Annotated in this window: 14 protein-coding genes; 11 read left to right on the top strand and 3 right to left on the bottom strand. The window is 63.6% G+C overall.

The features are described from left to right. Positions 1–11 precede the first annotated feature (11 nt). From tssE to VQ575_RS10675, 7 genes are read left to right on the top strand one after another with little or no spacing between them, the layout of a single operon-like run. A complete protein-coding gene (gene tssE / locus VQ575_RS10705) occupies positions 12–455 on the top strand; it encodes a type VI secretion system baseplate subunit TssE (protein WP_325919613.1) in 444 nt (147 codons plus the stop codon). Next, on the top strand, positions 439–2,229 hold the full coding sequence (gene tssF, locus VQ575_RS10700) for a type VI secretion system baseplate subunit TssF (RefSeq protein WP_198726149.1): 1,791 nt from the start codon (positions 439–441) through the stop codon (positions 2,227–2,229). The genes tssE and tssF overlap by 17 nt, the downstream gene beginning before the upstream one ends. After that, positions 2,193–3,218, top strand: a complete 1,026-nt coding sequence (tssG, locus tag VQ575_RS10695) for a type VI secretion system baseplate subunit TssG (RefSeq protein WP_325919612.1) — start codon at positions 2,193–2,195, stop codon at positions 3,216–3,218. Before tssF ends, tssG begins: the two co-directional genes overlap by 37 nt. A 1-nt stretch (position 3,219) precedes the next feature. After that, entirely contained in the window at positions 3,220–5,763 is a 2,544-nt protein-coding gene (gene tssH, locus VQ575_RS10690) for a type VI secretion system ATPase TssH (protein WP_325919611.1), read from the top strand. A 56-nt stretch (positions 5,764–5,819) separates the two neighbouring features. Beyond that, the gene (locus VQ575_RS10685) at positions 5,820–6,389 is read left to right on the top strand and encodes a hypothetical protein (RefSeq protein ID WP_039593037.1); all 570 of its coding nucleotides are present in this window, start codon (positions 5,820–5,822) and stop codon (positions 6,387–6,389) included. Between the two features lie 34 nt (positions 6,390–6,423). Further along, positions 6,424–8,433, top strand: coding sequence for a type VI secretion system tip protein TssI/VgrG (gene tssI, locus VQ575_RS10680; RefSeq protein ID WP_325919609.1), 2,010 nt, complete (start codon positions 6,424–6,426; stop codon positions 8,431–8,433). Positions 8,434–8,445: 12 nt separating this feature from the next. Next, positions 8,446–8,988 carry a toxin-antitoxin system YwqK family antitoxin gene (locus VQ575_RS10675; RefSeq protein ID WP_039593035.1) on the top strand — a complete coding sequence of 181 codons (543 nt, stop codon included), beginning with the start codon at positions 8,446–8,448 and terminating at the stop codon, positions 8,986–8,988. Positions 8,989–9,049: 61 nt separating this feature from the next. On the opposite strand, the gene VQ575_RS10670 is transcribed toward VQ575_RS10675, so the two are convergent. Further along, positions 9,050–9,445: a DUF4280 domain-containing protein gene (locus tag VQ575_RS10670; protein ID WP_039593034.1), complete on the bottom strand. Its 396-nt coding sequence runs from the start codon at positions 9,443–9,445 to the stop codon at positions 9,050–9,052. 197 nt (positions 9,446–9,642) lie between these two features. On the opposite strand from VQ575_RS10670, the gene VQ575_RS10665 reads away from it, so the two are divergent. The 3 genes from VQ575_RS10665 to VQ575_RS10655 all read left to right on the top strand — a co-directional run bounded on the left by VQ575_RS10665 (position 9,643) and on the right by VQ575_RS10655 (position 12,764). Then, complete coding sequence (locus VQ575_RS10665; RefSeq protein ID WP_325919608.1) at positions 9,643–10,710, top strand: phosphotransferase family protein; 1,068 nt, start codon at positions 9,643–9,645, stop codon at positions 10,708–10,710. A gap of 24 nt (positions 10,711–10,734) precedes the next feature. Further along, positions 10,735–11,502 carry an SDR family oxidoreductase gene (locus tag VQ575_RS10660; protein WP_003180553.1) on the top strand — a complete coding sequence of 256 codons (768 nt, stop codon included), beginning with the start codon at positions 10,735–10,737 and terminating at the stop codon, positions 11,500–11,502. Positions 11,503–11,648: 146 nt separating this feature from the next. Further along, complete coding sequence (locus VQ575_RS10655; protein ID WP_325919607.1) at positions 11,649–12,764, top strand: Gfo/Idh/MocA family protein; 1,116 nt, start codon at positions 11,649–11,651, stop codon at positions 12,762–12,764. Positions 12,765–12,787: 23 nt separating this feature from the next. Here VQ575_RS10655 and VQ575_RS10650 read toward each other — a convergent pair whose 3' ends face one another. Both VQ575_RS10650 and VQ575_RS10645 read right to left on the bottom strand, forming a co-directional pair. Then, positions 12,788–14,230 carry an FAD/NAD(P)-binding protein gene (locus VQ575_RS10650; protein WP_045155736.1) on the bottom strand — a complete coding sequence of 481 codons (1,443 nt, stop codon included), beginning with the start codon at positions 14,228–14,230 and terminating at the stop codon, positions 12,788–12,790. A gap of 19 nt (positions 14,231–14,249) precedes the next feature. Then, positions 14,250–14,813 carry a helix-turn-helix domain-containing protein gene (locus VQ575_RS10645; protein ID WP_018612737.1) on the bottom strand — a complete coding sequence of 188 codons (564 nt, stop codon included), beginning with the start codon at positions 14,811–14,813 and terminating at the stop codon, positions 14,250–14,252. 12 nt (positions 14,814–14,825) lie between these two features. On the opposite strand from VQ575_RS10645, the gene VQ575_RS10640 reads away from it, so the two are divergent. After that, positions 14,826–15,830 (top strand): DMT family transporter, encoded by a 1,005-nt coding sequence (locus VQ575_RS10640; RefSeq protein ID WP_325919874.1) that lies wholly within the window; start codon positions 14,826–14,828, stop codon positions 15,828–15,830. Positions 15,831–15,834: the final 4 nt, after the last annotated feature.

Genomic DNA, 15,834 nt, shown 5'->3' with positions numbered 1-15,834 from the left:
AAGTCCTGCACATGGCTGGTTTCGGGCTGCGCCCGCCCCTGTTCGAACGCCTGGCCAGCCTGGCGGACGATACCGGGCGGGCGTTCGATCGGCAGGCGTTGCAAGACTCGGTGCATGCCGAACTGTCGCGCCTGTTCAATACCCGTCGAGGCCCACGGGCGCTGACCGAGCCACCGAGCATCCTCGACTACGGCATCGCCGACTGGACCGCCCTGCAACAGCAGCGCAGCGATGACCGGCGCCAACTGACCCGGGAAATTCGCCAGGCCATCACCCACTTCGAACCGCGCCTGCACTTGGGCGAGGTCGAGGTCTGCCCGGTGCCCGGCCATCCACAGCAATTGTGCATACGCCTGTTGGGCGAGCTGCGTGGCGACCCGCACCCATGGCCCGTGGCGTTTGTGATCGAGCACGCCGGCGACGGCTTGGAGGTGCGCCATGAGCGACTCGATTGATCCGCAACTGTTGGATTATTACCAACGCGAACTGACCTGGCTGCGGCATGCCGGGAGCCTGTTCGCCGAGCGCTACCCCAAGGTCGCCCGGCGCCTGGAGTTGTCCCCCGGCGAGTGCCCCGACCCCCACGTCGAGCGCCTGCTGGAAGGGTTCGCCCTGCTGGCCGCGCGCTTGCAGCGTCGGTTGGACGACGACTACGCCGAATTCAGCGATGCCCTGCTCGAACAGCTTTATCCGCTGGCCATGCGGCCCTTGCCGTCCTGTGCCATCGTGCAGTTCGAGCCCGACCCGAGCAAAGGCAACTTGAACGAGGGCTACCCGCTGCCCCGCGACACGCCCTTGTTCGTCACCACGGAAAAAGGCCAAAGCATTCATTTTCGCACCACCGCCGCCGTGCACCTGTGGCCACTTCAAGTCAGCGAAGCCTTGTTGCTGGGCAGTGACGAGGCCCAGGCGCTGACAGGGGTGGTCCAGGCGCGCTCGGCCTTGCGCCTGGAGCTGCGTTGCCTGGGAAAAAGCCAATGGTCGACCCTGGGCATCGACTCGCTGCGGGTACACCTGGCGGCGTCACCGATCATCAACGCCGGGCTGTACGACTTGCTTGGCGCACATGCCATCAAGGTCCTGGCCGGCGCGCCGGGCAGCGTGCCGGAACCGTTGGCGGGTTTGCCGCAGATTGTCGGTTTCGCCAGCGACCAAGCCTTGCTTCCAGATGAGGATGGCGTGCATCCAGGCATGCGCCTGTTGGCGGAGTATTTCGCCTTTGCCGACAAATTCGGCTTTTTCGACCTGCCGCTGGCCGGCGCCAACAGCGACAACGCTTCTTTATATCTCTACATCGTGTTCGACCGGGCGCCAACCAGCCGCCTGCCGCTCCAGGCCAGCGACATTGCCCTGGGCTGCGCACCGGTGATCAACCTGTTTCCCCGAACTTCCGAGCCCCTGCGCCCGGACGGCACCCGCAGCGAGTATCGGCTGGTGGCCGACAGTCACCGGGAAAACAGTGTGGAGATCCACAGCATCAGGGGCATGCGCGCCATGACTGGCCAGGGGGTGCGTAAAGTTCCGGCTTACTACGGCAGCCAACACGGCAGCGACGAGCCCTGTTATTGGCATGCACGACGAGTCAGCGGCATGACCCCGAACCGACTGGGCACCGACCTGATGGTCAGTCTCGTGGATACCCGGTTCGACCCATCGGCCGAATCCCAGGATTACAGCCTCACCGCCGAACTGCTGTGCACCAACCGCCACCTGGCCCAAAGCCTGCCGGCCGGCACGCCACTGGGTTTCGAGCGCCCCGGGCCGGTAGCCTGGGCGCGACTGCGCAACCCTCCCAGCCCGCAGAGCCTGCCGCGCCTGGACGGGGAGTCACGTTGGCGGCTGGTTTCGCAATTGACCCTCAACCACCTGTCGCTGGTGGAAGGTCCCCAGGCGCTGGACGCGTTGCGTGAGATTCTCGAACTGCACAACCTGCGGGACGAGGCCAGCGCGCGTCGCCAGATCGCCGGCGTATCGGGACTGGGCTGCGAGCGCGTCATCGCCCATCTCGGCGAAGACGCCTGGCGCGGCTGGCGTAATGGTCTGGAGGTGCGCCTGCAACTGGATCCGCATCATTTCGTCGGCAGCAGCGCCGTGCTGTTCTCCGGCGTACTGGCGCAGTTCTTCTCCCTGTACGCCACCGCCAATCGCTTCGTGCGCACCGTGCTGGTCCAGTCCGACAAGGAGGTGAAGACATGGCAACCCCAAGCCGGCAAACCCCTGGCGCTCTGAACCTCAGCGAGCGTCTGCGACGCGATCCGCAACGCTTCGAATGGCTCCAGGCCTTGTTGCTGCTCGAACGCGAACATCCGCAGGCCGAGCCCCTGGGCAGCGGCACCGCGCCGCACGCCGAGGCGTTGCGCCTACGCGGCCCCCTGACGCCACTGTTCGCGGCCAGTGAAATCGAAAGCCTGTGCCAGGAACCGGGGCTCCCGCCGACCCTGGCCACGCCAATCTTTGGCCTCGGTGGCCCGGACGGCCCGCTGCCCTACGCCTACCAGGAATGGCTGCAACAACGGGCGCGGGCAAAAGACCATGCCCCGGCGGAATTCCTCGACCTGTTCCAGCATCGCCTGCTCAGCCTGCTTTACAAAGTGATGCGCAAACACCGCATCGCCCTGGGGTTCACGGCCCCAGGCTCGTCCGCCGTACAGGCGCAAATGCGCGCATTGACCGGACTGCTGCCCAAGGCCATGCAGGAACGCCAGGCCGCACCCGACTCAGCGGTGCTGGCCTGCACCGCGCTGTATGCCGATGGTCGGCGTTCCCTGGCCGGCTTTGCGGCGATTGTCCGTGAACAGTTCGGCTTGCCCGTCGAGCTGAACGCCTATGAAGGAGGCTGGCGTGAAATCCCGCCGGCCAGCCGCAGCCGCTTGCAGCCGGGCGGACGCAATCTTCGCCTGGGCCGCAACGCGGTGGCCGGTACCCGGGTTTGGGACGAACACGCTGGCGTGCGCCTGACGCTGGGGCCGCTGAGCGCGACCCAGGCCAGCGGCTTGCTGCCGACTGGCGAAACCCATCCGCTGCTCGCCAGCCTTTATGCGCTGTATTTCGGCCCTGACCTGGACTGCAACCTGGTACTGCTGGTCCGTGGTGCCGGCCCGCTGCAACTGGGCCGCCAGGCAGCGCCACGACTGAACTGGAACGGTGGCCTGCAACGCCAGCCGAACCTGGCCGTGCAACGGATCGAAACCCGCCTTCGCCAGCCGGAGATCGCCTGAAATGGAATTGGCCAGCCTGATCGGACGCCTCAACCCGGACAACCGCCGCGCCCTGGAACGGGCCGCGCAGCGTTGCATGCAGCGCAGCCATCATTACGTGGAAATCGAACACCTGCTGCTGGAGTTGCTCGACATCGAGGGCGGTGACTTCGCCTGCCTGTTGCCGCGATTCGGTCTTGAGCGTGATGCGGTGACGGCGGAAACCAACAAGGCCCTGGACCTGTTCAAATCCGGCAGCACCCGCACGCCCGCCTTGTCGGCACAAACCATCGGCCTGTTGGAAGACGCCGTGGTCGAGGCCAGCGTGCTGGGCCTGGACAGCATCCGCTCCGGACTGTTACTGCTGGCACTGCTTGACCGTGATGAACGTCGCAGCCTGCTACTCAACAGCGCCTCGTCCCTGCTGCGCATTCCCCGCGATGCCCTGCGCGCCCATCTGTTGGAGTGGACTGAAAGCTCCCGCGAGCATGTCGGCGGCGTGCGCCCGGCCAAACCCGGCGAAGCGCCGCAGAAACAGGACCCGGTACTCGACCAGTACACCCAGGACCTGACCGCCGACGCCCGGAACGGCCGCATCGACCCCATCGTCGGCCGCGACGGCGAGATCCGCCAGTGCATCGACATTCTCCTCAGGCGCCGGCAGAACAACCCGATCCTGGTGGGCGCACCGGGTGTCGGAAAGACCGCCGTGGTGGAAGGCCTGGCCCTGCGCATCGCCGCCGGGGATGTGCCGCCGTCGTTGCAGGAAGTCACCCTGCGCGTGTTGGACCTCGGGCTGTTGCAGGCGGGTGCGGGCGTCAAAGGCGAATTTGAACAACGCCTCAAGGGCGTGATCGACGCAGTCCGCAGCGCGGAAAAACCGATCATCCTGTTTATCGACGAAGCCCATACGCTGATTGGCGCGGGCGGTGCCGAGGGTGGCAGCGACGCGGCCAATCTACTCAAGCCGGCCTTGGCCCGGGGCGAATTGCGCACCCTGGCCGCCACCACCTGGCTGGAATACAAAAAATATTTCGAGAAGGATCCGGCCCTGGCCCGCCGCTTCCAACTTGTGCAAGTGGAAGAACCGGACGAACTCACCGCCGTGGAAATGCTCCGGGGCGTGGCGAGCAAACTGGAACAGCACCACGGCGTGCAGGTGCTGGACGCGGCCATCCACGAGGCGGTGAAGCTGTCCCACCGCTACATCTCCGGGCGACAGTTGCCAGACAAAGCCATCAGCGTGCTCGACACCGCCTGCGCCCGGGTCGCCCTTGGCCAGCACGACGTACCGCCGCCGCTGGAAAGCCTGCGCCATCGGCAGAACAGCCTCAAGGACGAGATCGAACGCCTGCGCCGGGAACAGGCCACCGGTCTGGATCACCGCGAGCGCATCACCGTGCTGGAGAGCGAATCGACCAGTAATGTGCAGGCCATCCGCGAGCTGGAAACCCGCTGGGGCGAAGAGCGCGAAGCCGTGCGCGAACTGCTCGACACCCGCCGCGAACTGCTTGCACTGAGCGAACGCGCCGACAGTGAAAAAGCCGACACCGAGATTGATAACCGCATCGACCACCTGGCCGCCGAACTGTTGCGCCTGGAAGCCGGTCTCGATGCCATTCGCCAGGACGATCCGCTGGTGCCCGAACAGGTGGACAGCAAGACCGTCGCCGCGGTGATCGCCGGTTGGACTGGCATCCCGGTCGGCAAGATGCTCGCCGACGAAGCCCACGCCGTGCGTACCCTCGGCCAACGCATGGGCCAGCGAGTCATGGGCCAGGGCACGGCGCTGAACACCATCGCCCAACGCCTGCAAGCCTACCGCGCCGGTCTTACCGACCCGCAGAAACCGGTCGGCGTGTTTTTGTTGGTGGGCCCAACCGGCGTGGGCAAGACCGAAACTGCCTATGCCCTGGCCGATGCCTTGTACGGCGGTGAGCGCAACCTGATCAGCATCAACCTCTCTGAATACCAAGAGGCCCACACCGTCAGCCAACTCAAAGGCGCCCCGCCCGGCTACGTTGGCTATGGCAGCGGCGGCGTGCTCACCGAAGCGGTGCGGCGCAAACCCTATTGCGTGGTGCTGCTCGACGAAATCGAAAAGGCCCACCCGGACGTGCTCGAAGCCTTCTACAACGTTTTCGACAAAGGCCTGATGGAAGACGGCACCGGCCTGGTGGTGGACTTCAAGAACACCGTGATGCTCGCCACCAGCAACGTCGGCGCCGAACTGCTTTTGGACACGCCTGTGGCGCAACTGGGCAGCGACGCCTTCAACGAAGCCTTGCACAAGGTGCTGCTGCAAGTATTCCGCCCAGCGTTTTTGGCGCGCATGACCGTGGTGGCGTATCGGCCGCTGGATGAAGCGACGCTGGAAGGGATCGTGCTGGCGAAGTTGGAAAAATTGCGCGGGCGCTATAAGGCGGCGACGGGCAAGCAGTTCGAATTCGATGCCGGGATCGTCAAGGCGGTATTGGCCAAATGCAGCGCGGCCGGGGCAAGGGACGTCGAGAACGTGTTGATGACGCAGGTGACGGGGAAGTTGGCGGAGTGGGTGTTGGAGTAACACCTCCAGGGCGACCGAATTTCGTGGCGGTTTCTTACTCAGTGGAGACATGCATCATGACGGAAAGCGACTTTTTAAATGTGGTATTGCAGGCAGCCGGCGTCCACCCGCAAGATTTTTCCGGCACACCGAGCCAGTTCAATAAAAGCTGGACTTCGAACGGTCCGTGGGAAGGCGCCGCCCAAGTTGAAATTGCCTACCACCTTCTACGTGGCTACGCGACCGCTGCCAAGGTCAGGGAGATCAGCTACCCCTGGCCTTACAGCGCCGAGAAGGTCGATTTCTATTTCGTTCTCCAAGGAAAGAGCTATGCGGTAGAAATCAAGGTAGAGAGCACAAACGGAGATTTCGGCGGCGCTAACCTCCAGGAATCAATCACCCGGGATGTCAACAAGCTCCACGGGTTCAAGGCCGACAATCGCTGGGTCGTGGTCATCGCTACGAGTCAGAAAAATCGTGAGTTGCTGGATAAGACCCTGAACCGCGGTGATTCATGGGTCTGCGATGCCGAGGGGTCTTTCACTGCTTATCTCTGCAACATAGACACATATCCTCACGGCCTTCCTATCAGTCGATCAAGCGAATTAAGCGCACCGTACAATTTCATCACCACCCACTACAGCTGACGCGTACGTTTTCTCGAAGTCGTGAGGCCTTTCAATGCCCCGCTCCACCGACAGCAACACCACCCTCTCCCTCACCGCCACCTCGCTGTCGGCGCTGTACCCCGACTCGCTGTCCGGCGAAGAGCGCCTCAATAGCTTGGGCTCGCACATTCTCAACGGCATCAACGACGGTGCCTCGCTGGACCTCACCACGGCCGTCGCCAGCCATGTGACCGCCACCTTGCACAAGGACGCCATGCTGCGCCCGCTGGATGGGTTGGTGGCCGAGATCCGCCAACTACCGGCCGATGCCACCGCCGAGCGCTATCAACTTTTGCTCCGGCCATGGCTCTGGTGGCTGAGCCTGGCCAGCAACAACCGCGTGTTCCAGAACCTCGTCACGTCGGACATTGTCACCACGATTTTCAACGCCCATGGCTTCAGCGATTTCCAACTCAAGCTCAGCGGCAGCTACACCCCGCGCGAATACTGCGTGCAGTACGGCGAAACAGACCTGGCCTTCGTCTCGCGCCTGTTGGAAGAAGACGGGATCTTCTGGTTCTTCTCCCATGACGAGGGCAAGCACACCTTGGTCCTGGCCGACAGCAATGACGCCTTCTCGCCCATCCCCAATGGGCCGACGGTGAATTATCTCGGACAGAAGCTGGGGGAGCGAGAGCTGCACGGTATCCGCGCAGGGCAAGTGTGCCTGCAAGCGGTGGCCGGGGTTTACCAGGCCACCGATTATGAGTTCACCACGCCGACGACATCGCTCTTCAGCCAGGCCGAGGCCATGGCGGGGCCGAGTTCGCTGTACGAACATCCCGGCGGCTATACCGCCAAGGCCCAGGGCGATGCGTTGACCAAGCAGCGAGTGGACGGCCTGCGCAGCCAAGAGAAGCGGTTTGTCGGCGAAAGCGACTGCCGCTGGCTGGTGCCAGGCTATTGGTTCACCCTCATCGGTCATGAAGACACGACGCTGAACATCGATTGGGTCGTGACGGCGGTCAGCCATGAAGCCAGCCATGACAGCTATCGCAACCGCTTCGAAGCGATCCCCAAGGCCACCGCCTACCGACCAGCTCGCATCACGCCAAAACCACGCATGCATACCCAGACGGCGCTGGTGGTGGGCAAGGCCGGCGAAGAAATCTGGACCGATGAATACGGCCGGATCAAGTTGCAGTTCCCCTGGGACCGCACCGGCAAGAACGACGAGACCTCGTCCTGCTGGGTACGCGTGGTCCTGCCCTGGAGCGGCAAGGGTTTTGGCATGCAGTTCGTGCCGCGCATCGGCCAGGAAGTCATCGTCACCTTCATCGACGGTGACCCGGATCGGCCCTTGGTTACCGGTTGCGTCTACAACGGCGACAATGCCTTGCCCTACGCGCTGCCAGCGAACCAGACCCAATCCGGGATCAAGACCAACTCGTCCAAGGGCGGTGGCGGTTTCAACGAGTTGCGCTTCGAAGACAAGAAAGACGCTGAAGAGGTGTTTCTCCAGGCGCAAAAGGACTTCAACATCAACGTGCTCAACGACACCACCGCCACCGTCGGCCACGATGAAACCCTCACGGTGCAGAACGCCCGCACCCGCACGGTGAAGGATGGCGACGAAACCGTCACCCTTGAGAAAGGCAAGCGCTGCGTGACCATCCAGACCGGCAGCGACAGCCTCGATGTGAAAGACACCCGCACCGTGACCGTGGGCTCCGACCAGACCCACAGCACGGGCGGCAACTATGAGCACAAAGTCACCGGCAACTACAGCCTGACGGTGGACGGCAACCTGACCATCAAGGTCAGTGGCACCCTGACCCTGCAAAGCGGCGACAGCTTCGCCATCAAGAGCGGCACGGACCTGGCCGTCCAGGCCAGCACGTCCATCAGCCAGAAAGCCGGCACGGCCCTGAGCAACCAGGCAGGTACCTCCTTGGAAAACAAGGCCGGCACCACCCTGACCAACGACGCCGGCATCAGCCTGGTGAACAAGGCCGCCGCCGAACAGACCGTGGACGGCGGCGGCATGCTGACCATCAAGGGCGGCCTGGTGAAGGTCAACTGAGGAAGCGCGACAATGGCCTCGAAGAAACTGGACGTGGAACGCGACGACAGCCAGCTGAACGGGCAACTGGTCGATGGCAAGCTCGACGGCCCGCTGCAGATTGAAGAAGCACAACGCCCGCAAGCGAAACTCCACTACCACCAGGGCGAACTGGAAGGCACCAGCATCTTGTATCATCCCAATGGCAAGGTTTCGGCGGTGTTGCCATTCGTGAAAGGCAAACTACAAGGCACGGCGAGTTTCTATGCGGCTGAGGGCGGCTTGCAACGCCAGGCCACATACCGCCGCGGGCTATTGCACGGTGAGGCAAACAATTACTTTCCCGATGGGCAACTGGCCGAAGCCGAGTTCTATCGCGACGGCGTGCGCGACGGTCATTATCGGCGCCTGCACCCCAACGGCAGCCCGGCAGTCGAAGCCCGTTACCTCAACGGTCAACTGCTGGAACCGGCCCAGGCCTATGCCCAGGACGGCCGGCCACTGGATGCCGAGGGCAAGCCGATCTCCCGGGTGCGCTGGTGGTTCCGGCGTTGGAATGATCCGGCGCAGGCCTGACATCAACCCCTCAGTCAGCCCAGTACATGTGGGCAGCTAGCCTGATTCCACCACGCAACCATCAGGGGATGAGCATCTGCACCTGCCCCGGCACGACGATCTTGATCACCCCGGCCCAGGTACACATCAACGTGCTGTTGGCGTCGATGGCCGGCATGTTGCCGAGCAACAGCGTCGGTGCGCCACCGGGGATCCACGGGGTCGCGGTGGCCGGAATGCATGGCATGGGGGTCAGCACGCCCAACGCCGCCGCGGTGGCCGCGGCCACGGTCGGGTTCGCCAGGCTCTGGCACATGCCGAACGTGGTGATGTTCACCAAGGGAATATGATCCATGATATTTGCCGCCGGCATCCCCCCGGTCAGCAAGCGATTGACCGGGAGCACGTTGAGCACCGCCGGTGCCGCGCCGAAGCTGCATTGCAGGGTCGCGGTGCTACAGACTTGCGGGCATCCCATCGCGATGGCTCCTTGGAAGCGACAATCTCCAAACCTTAGCTCGCAAGCGCCCGCCGCGCACGGGAACCATGCATCAAGGCCGCTGATTATCCAGCAACACGCTAACCTATAAGACCCCGGCGTGCTTGTGACGCCCCCCACGCGCCATTAGATTAGCCAATGATCGATGGCCTCCAAAATAAGCAGAAGGGATAAGCATGGCAGTTACTGATCAGTCCACCCGCGTGCGCGACGGTGAAGAACTCGATGCCAACCTGATCGACCCGTACCTCAAGGCCCATATTCCTGGCTTGACCGGCGCGCCGGTGATCAGCCAGTTTCCCGGTGGCGCGTCGAACCTGACGTACCTGCTGGAATACCCCGAGCAGGAGTTTGTCCTGCGGCGGCCGCCGTTCGGCCACAAAGCCAAGTCAGCCCACGACATGGGCCGTGAGTTTCGCATCCTCAATCAGTTGCGCGAAGGCTTCCCGTACTGCCCGAAAGCCTATGTGCACTGCACCGACGAGTCGGTGATGGGCGCCGAGTTCTACGTGATGGAACGGGTCAAGGGCATTATCCTGCGCGCCGAGCTGCCGCCGGAACTGGGTTTCGACGCCGCCCGCACCGAAGCGCTGTGCAAAAGCTTCATCGACCGGCTCGTCGAACTGCACCGCGTCGACTACCACGCCTGCGGCCTGGCCGACCTGGGCAAGCCCGAAGGCTACGTGGCGCGGCAGATCCGTGGCTGGAGCGACCGCTACGAAAAAGCCCTGACCCCCGATGCGCCCCAGTGGGAGGCGGTCAAGGCCTGGCTCAACGACAAGATGCCCGCCGATCATCCGACATCGAGCATCGTCCACAACGACTACCGCTTCGACAACGTCATCCTCGACCCGGACAACCCGATGCAGATCATCGGCGTGCTGGATTGGGAACTGACCACCCTCGGCGACCCGTTGATGGACCTGGGCAACAGCCTCGCCTATTGGATCGAGGCCGGTGATCCGGCGCCGGTGCAACTGTTGCGCCGCCAGCCAAGCCACGCGCCGGGCATGCTGACCCGCGGTGAATTCGTCGATTACTACGCCGAACGCGCTGGAATCCGCATCGACAACTTCGATTTCTATTACACCTACGGCCTGTTCCGCCTGGCCGGCATCGTCCAGCAGATCTACTACCGCTTTTTCCATGGCCAGACCCAGGACAAACGCTTCGCGCAGTTCGTTCAGATGAACAAACTGCTGGAGCAGATGAGCCTGCAGGTCATCAACAAATCCACGCTCTGAGCGCACCTATAACAAGGAAACAGCATGTCCAAGACCCAGTTGTTCGACCTCGACGGTAAGATCGCTTTCGTTTCCGGCGCCAGCCGTGGCATCGGCGAAGCCATCGCCAAACTGCTGGCCCAGCAAGGCGCCCACGTGATCGTTTCCAGCCGCAAGCTCGACGGTTGCCAGCACGTTGCCGACGCAATCATCGCGGCTGGCGGCAAGGCCACCGCCATCGCCTGCCACATCGGCGAAATGGAGCAGATCAGCCAAGTATTCGCCGGCATCCGCGAACAGTTCGGGCGCCTGGACATCCTGGTGAACAACGCCGCCACCAACCCGCAGTTCTGCAACGTGCTGGACACCGACCTTGGTGCGTTCCAGAAAACCGTCGACGTGAACATTCGCGGCTACTTCTTCATGTCGGTGGAAGCCGGCAAGCTGATGCGTGAAAACGGCGGCGGCAGCATCATCAACGTTGCGTCGATCAACGGCATCTCGCCGGGGATTTTCCAGGGCATCTACTCGGTGACCAAGGCTGCGGTGATCAACATGACCAAGGTCTTCGCCAAGGAATGCGCGCAATTCGGCATCCGTTGCAACGCCCTGCTGCCTGGGCTGACCGATACCAAGTTCGCCTCGGCACTGGTGAAGAACGACGCCATCCTGAAGACCGCCCTGGCACAGATTCCCCTCAAGCGCGTGGCCGACCCGAGCGAAATGGCCGGCGCGGTGTTGTACCTGGCCAGCGATGCGTCGAGCTACACCACGGGCGTGGCGTTGAATGTGGATGGTGGGTTCCTGTCCTGACAGTGCCCCCCATAGCAGACCTGCTCGCTCCCACAAGAGGTCTTCAGCAATCACAACAAATGAATATTTATTCCAATATTTGCATTTAGGGAATATTTATTCCATAAAGAGCCCTTCTGAAAATAAAAATTCAAAGGGCTCTTCTCATGCGTGAACTCGGCATCGGTCTGATTGGCACCGGCTTCATGGGCCGTGCCCATGCCTTGGCGTTCCACAATGCCAAGGCGGTGTTCGACCTCCCCCTGAACCTCACATTCGCAGCCCTGGCCGACGCCGATCCGCAGCGTGCCCGCCAGTGCGCCCAGAGCTGGGGATTCGAAACCGCCCACAGTGACTGGCAACGGCTGATCGACGACCCGAAGGTTCACCTGGTCGCCATCACCACCCCCAACCACTTGCACTTCCCGATGGCCATGGCCGCGCTGGCGGCGGGCAAGCCGGTCTATTGCGAAAAACCCCTGGCGGTATCCCTGGAGCAGGCCGAGCAGATGCGCCAGGCGGCCAAGGCTGCCGGGGTGGTGACACGGGTCGGCTACAACTACCAGCACAACCCGATCATCCAACTGGCGCGTGACATGATCCAACGCGCAGAGCTGGGGCAGATCATCAGTTTCCAAGGCGAGTTCAGCGAAGATTTCATGGCCGATCCAAACTCGCCGTGGTCATGGCGTTGCGAAGCGACCCACGCCGGTGGCGCGTTGGCGGACCTGGGCAGTCACTTACTGGCCATGGCCCGTCACCTGCTGGGCGATATCGACGCCGTGTGCGCCGACAGCCAGACCGTGCACAACCAACGCCCGGCCAGCGCCGGCAATGCTGAACAACGGGCTATCGCGGTGGATGACCAGGTCCACGCGCTGCTGCGTTTCGCCAGTGGCGCCCGGGGCACGGTGAGCAGCAGTTGGCTCAAGCACGGCTACAAGAACCACCTGAGCTTCGAGATCAGCGGCACCCTCGGCACGCTGGCGTTCGATCAGGAACGGCTGAACGAGCTGCGCCTGTGCCGCGTCGGCCAGCCGGGCTTCCAGCGATTGCTGGCCGGCCCGGATTTGCCCGGCTACGCCGCCTTCAGCCCCGCCGCCGGGCATCAGTTGGGCTACAACGAACTGAAGACGTTGGAGGTCCGGGAATTGATCATGGCGCTGGCAGGCGACGGTGGAGGCGGGACAGATTTCGAAGAGGCCTGGGAAGTGGAGCGGCTGGCGGCGGCGATTCGCCTGGCGGCGCGGGAAGAGCGTTGGGTGCGAGTGCAGGAGCAGTGAAACCTGCTCCCTCGCCACGGTGCTCAGTGTCGAGCTTGCAGTTCAGCCAACCGCCCCGCCAACGCCTTGGCCTGACTCGCCACATCAGTCACCGCCGTGCTTTCCCACCACATCCCCCGCAGCGGCGGGCCCATGGCGAACAGGCGGCTGGCGGGCTCGCCTCGGGCATCCAGCACCGCGCCATCGGCACGCGCAGCGATCCCCAGTGCCAGTGGTCCCGGCTGGATCAACCCTCGGGCCAACAACTGTTGCGGCAAGGGCCGCGCCACACGACGCCAGTCATATTCAATGCCGCTGGAGTTGATCAACGCGGCGCCCTTCACCACTTCCATTCCAGCCTCGCCCCTTCGGCGAATATTGATCGCCACTGACCCTGCGCCAGACGACACAAGTCCCTTGTACGACGCCGCCTGGATTCGCAACCGCCCTTCCCCATGCAGGCGCGCGACCAGTTCCGCACTCAATGGCGGCGAGCGATGGTGATGACTCTCCCACCATGGCCGCACATGGCGCACGAACTGGCGGCGCTGCACGTCGCTGGCCTGGTTCCACAAGCGCCCGATGTGTGCGCGCACGGTGTCCAGCGGCGCCTGCCAATCGATCCCTTGGGCTTGGGCCAGGCGGCATTGCTCGCGCAGGGCGCGCATCAGTTGGCGGGGCGAACGCAGGCTGTGATCTTCGGCGAGAAAGTCCACCCAGGCCGGTGGCTGGCGGCGCACGTGAGGCAGCAGGCCGTGACGGGAAAACACCTCGATCGGGCCGCGATGCCCAGCCTGTTCCAGGGACACGACGGCATCGACCATCGTCAGCCCCGAGCCGATGATCAGCACCGTCGATTGCGGATCGAGCTGGCGCATCGCAGCCACATCCCATGGATCCAGGGCCGCGGCATTCAGACCGCTGGATTCGGTCTGCGGGGTGCGTGCCGCCGGGAACATGCCGGTGGCGAGCACGGCAGAGCGTCCTTGCAAAACCTGTCCGTCGCCGAGTTTCACTCGCACGGCATTATCGATGACCTGCAGGTCGACGGCCTCTGCCCGCACATGTTCGGCCACCGAGCCATCGATCGCGCCAATCTCGCGCGCCTCGGCCAGACGTTGCTGAACGTAGAGGCCAAACATCCCTCGGGGCGGGAACAGCTCACTGATCGGCACATGCTGCTGATCCGACTCGGGCCAGCCGCCGGCCTCGATGAACGCCGTGAGCCATTGGGTCAAATCGTCGGCGTTGTCCGGGTCGACGCTCATGCGTGCCGCGTTGCCGTTCAAGGTGTGCCCCAGCTCCACGGCACTGTAGGCCTCGCCCCGCCCAAGTTCGCTGCGCGGCTCGACGATCAGCACCTCGCGCCGGCCCGGCAGGCGCAGCAGCTGCGCGGCCAGCATCGCACCGCTCAGGCCGCCGCCGATGATCAGGATATCGGCTTGCCGGGTGATGCCCTGCTCATGCTGCTCCAGCGCTGTGTCCATACCGCTCTTCTCCCAGGGATTAAATCACCACGTTGCGTACGAATCTCGCCGCCACCGGGCCATCGTTGCGATAGGCATGGGGCTGGTTGCTGGCGAACATGAAGAACTCACCGACGCCTATACGGCGCTCTTCGCTGCCCAGCAGCAACGTCAGGCAGCCTTCGAATACATAAAGTTGTTCGCTCCATCCATCTGCGTCGCACTCGGAATGGTAATGCTCGCCCGGCTCCAGCCGCCATTCCCAGAGTTCTACCTCACGGCTGGCGGTGGCCTTGGCGAGCAACACCGCTTTGCTGCCCGGGATCACACCGGCCCAGACCAGTTCGTTGATGCGGCTCGGGTCGCGGGCTTCGGGGGCTTGGATCAAATCGCTGAAGGCGACATCGAGGGCTTCGGCGACCCGGTCCAGGGTCGTCAGGCTGACGTTCTTTTCGCCGGCCTCGATGGCCACCAGCATTCGCCGGCTGACCCCCGACAGCTCGGCCAGCGCCGTCTGGCTGAGCTCGGCGGCATGCCGCAGACGACGGACGTTCTGGCTGACGTGTTGCAGGACGGAGGCCCGCTGACCGGATTCTTTGTGCACTATATTGCTCACATGACAGGGTTGCGCATTATACTGCCCAACTTCGGGCGCATTGTGCGTCCGCCTCAAGTAGCGCGCAAGGTCATGGCATCGTTGAACTCCCCGCAAGCATCCTCCCCTCTCCCAATGTTCAGCAAGGCCGAGTGCGTGCTGGTGCTGATCACCATGATCTGGGGCGCAACGTTCCTATTAGTGCAGCACGCCATGACGGTCAGCGGGCCGATGTTTTTCGTGGGTTTGCGCTTCGCCGCAGCGGCTGCGTTTGTCGCGCTGTTCTCCTGGCGGCATCTTCGCGCGCTGACGCTGTTCGAACTCAAGGCCGGGAGTTTCATCGGGGTGGCGATCATGCTCGGCTATGGCCTGCAGACGGTCGGCCTGCAAACCATCCCTAGTAGTCAGTCGGCGTTCATTACCGCGCTTTACGTGCCATTCGTGCCCCTGTTGCAATGGCTGGTGTTGGGCCGTCGACCAGGCTTGATGCCGAGCATCGGCATCATGCTGGCCTTCACTGGACTGATGCTGGTGTCGGGCCCGGCCGGGGCCTCGCTGAACTTCAGCCCGGGTGAAATCGCCACGCTGATCAGCGCCATCGCGATCGCCGCCGAGATCATCCTGATCAGTACCTACGCCGGCCAGGTCGATGTACGCCGGGTGACGGTGGTGCAACTGGCCTGCACGGCGGTGTTGGCTTTCCTGATGGTGGTGCCGACCCAGGAAGTGATTCCGAGCTTCTCCTGGCTGCTGCTGGTCAGCGCCGTGGGCCTGGGCGCCGCCAGCGCAGCGATCCAGGTGGCGATGAACTGGGCACAGAAAAGCGTCTCGCCGACCCGCGCCACACTGATCTACGCAGGCGAACCGGTGTGGGCCGGCATCGCCGGGCGCCTGGCGGGCGAGCGGTTGCCGGCGATTGCGTTGGTGGGCGCCGGCTTGATTGTGGCGGCGGTGATTGTCAGTGAGTTGAAGACTCGCAGCAAAGGTGTTGTCGAGGTGGATGAGGTGCTTGAGCGCGAGGGCTGAGCCG

This window comes from Pseudomonas frederiksbergensis (assembly GCF_035751725.1).
Lineage (GTDB): Bacteria > Pseudomonadota > Gammaproteobacteria > Pseudomonadales > Pseudomonadaceae > Aquipseudomonas > Aquipseudomonas frederiksbergensis_A.
The sequence above is the reverse complement of the archived record's forward strand: the minus strand, read 5'-3'. Positions and strand labels throughout refer to the sequence as shown.

What these genes read in the sequence shown, in the direction of transcription:
- tssH (WP_325919611.1), top strand. Translation starts at nt 3,220, where the DNA reads ATGGAATTGGCCAGCCTGATCGGACGCCTCAACCCGGACAACCGCCGC.
- tssG (WP_325919612.1), top strand. Translation starts at nt 2,193, where the DNA reads ATGGCAACCCCAAGCCGGCAAACCCCTGGCGCTCTGAACCTCAGCGAG.
- VQ575_RS10650 (WP_045155736.1), bottom strand. Translation starts at nt 14,230, where the DNA reads ATGGACACAGCGCTGGAGCAGCATGAGCAGGGCATCACCCGGCAAGCC.
- VQ575_RS10675 (WP_039593035.1), top strand. Translation starts at nt 8,446, where the DNA reads ATGGCCTCGAAGAAACTGGACGTGGAACGCGACGACAGCCAGCTGAAC.
- tssF (WP_198726149.1), top strand. Translation starts at nt 439, where the DNA reads ATGAGCGACTCGATTGATCCGCAACTGTTGGATTATTACCAACGCGAA.
- VQ575_RS10685 (WP_039593037.1), top strand. Translation starts at nt 5,820, where the DNA reads ATGACGGAAAGCGACTTTTTAAATGTGGTATTGCAGGCAGCCGGCGTC.
- VQ575_RS10640 (WP_325919874.1), top strand. Translation starts at nt 14,826, where the DNA reads ATGACAGGGTTGCGCATTATACTGCCCAACTTCGGGCGCATTGTGCGT.
- VQ575_RS10655 (WP_325919607.1), top strand. Translation starts at nt 11,649, where the DNA reads ATGCGTGAACTCGGCATCGGTCTGATTGGCACCGGCTTCATGGGCCGT.
- VQ575_RS10660 (WP_003180553.1), top strand. Translation starts at nt 10,735, where the DNA reads ATGTCCAAGACCCAGTTGTTCGACCTCGACGGTAAGATCGCTTTCGTT.
- tssE (WP_325919613.1), top strand. Translation starts at nt 12, where the DNA reads ATGGCTGGTTTCGGGCTGCGCCCGCCCCTGTTCGAACGCCTGGCCAGC.
- tssI (WP_325919609.1), top strand. Translation starts at nt 6,424, where the DNA reads ATGCCCCGCTCCACCGACAGCAACACCACCCTCTCCCTCACCGCCACC.
- VQ575_RS10670 (WP_039593034.1), bottom strand. Translation starts at nt 9,445, where the DNA reads ATGGGATGCCCGCAAGTCTGTAGCACCGCGACCCTGCAATGCAGCTTC.
- VQ575_RS10665 (WP_325919608.1), top strand. Translation starts at nt 9,643, where the DNA reads ATGGCAGTTACTGATCAGTCCACCCGCGTGCGCGACGGTGAAGAACTC.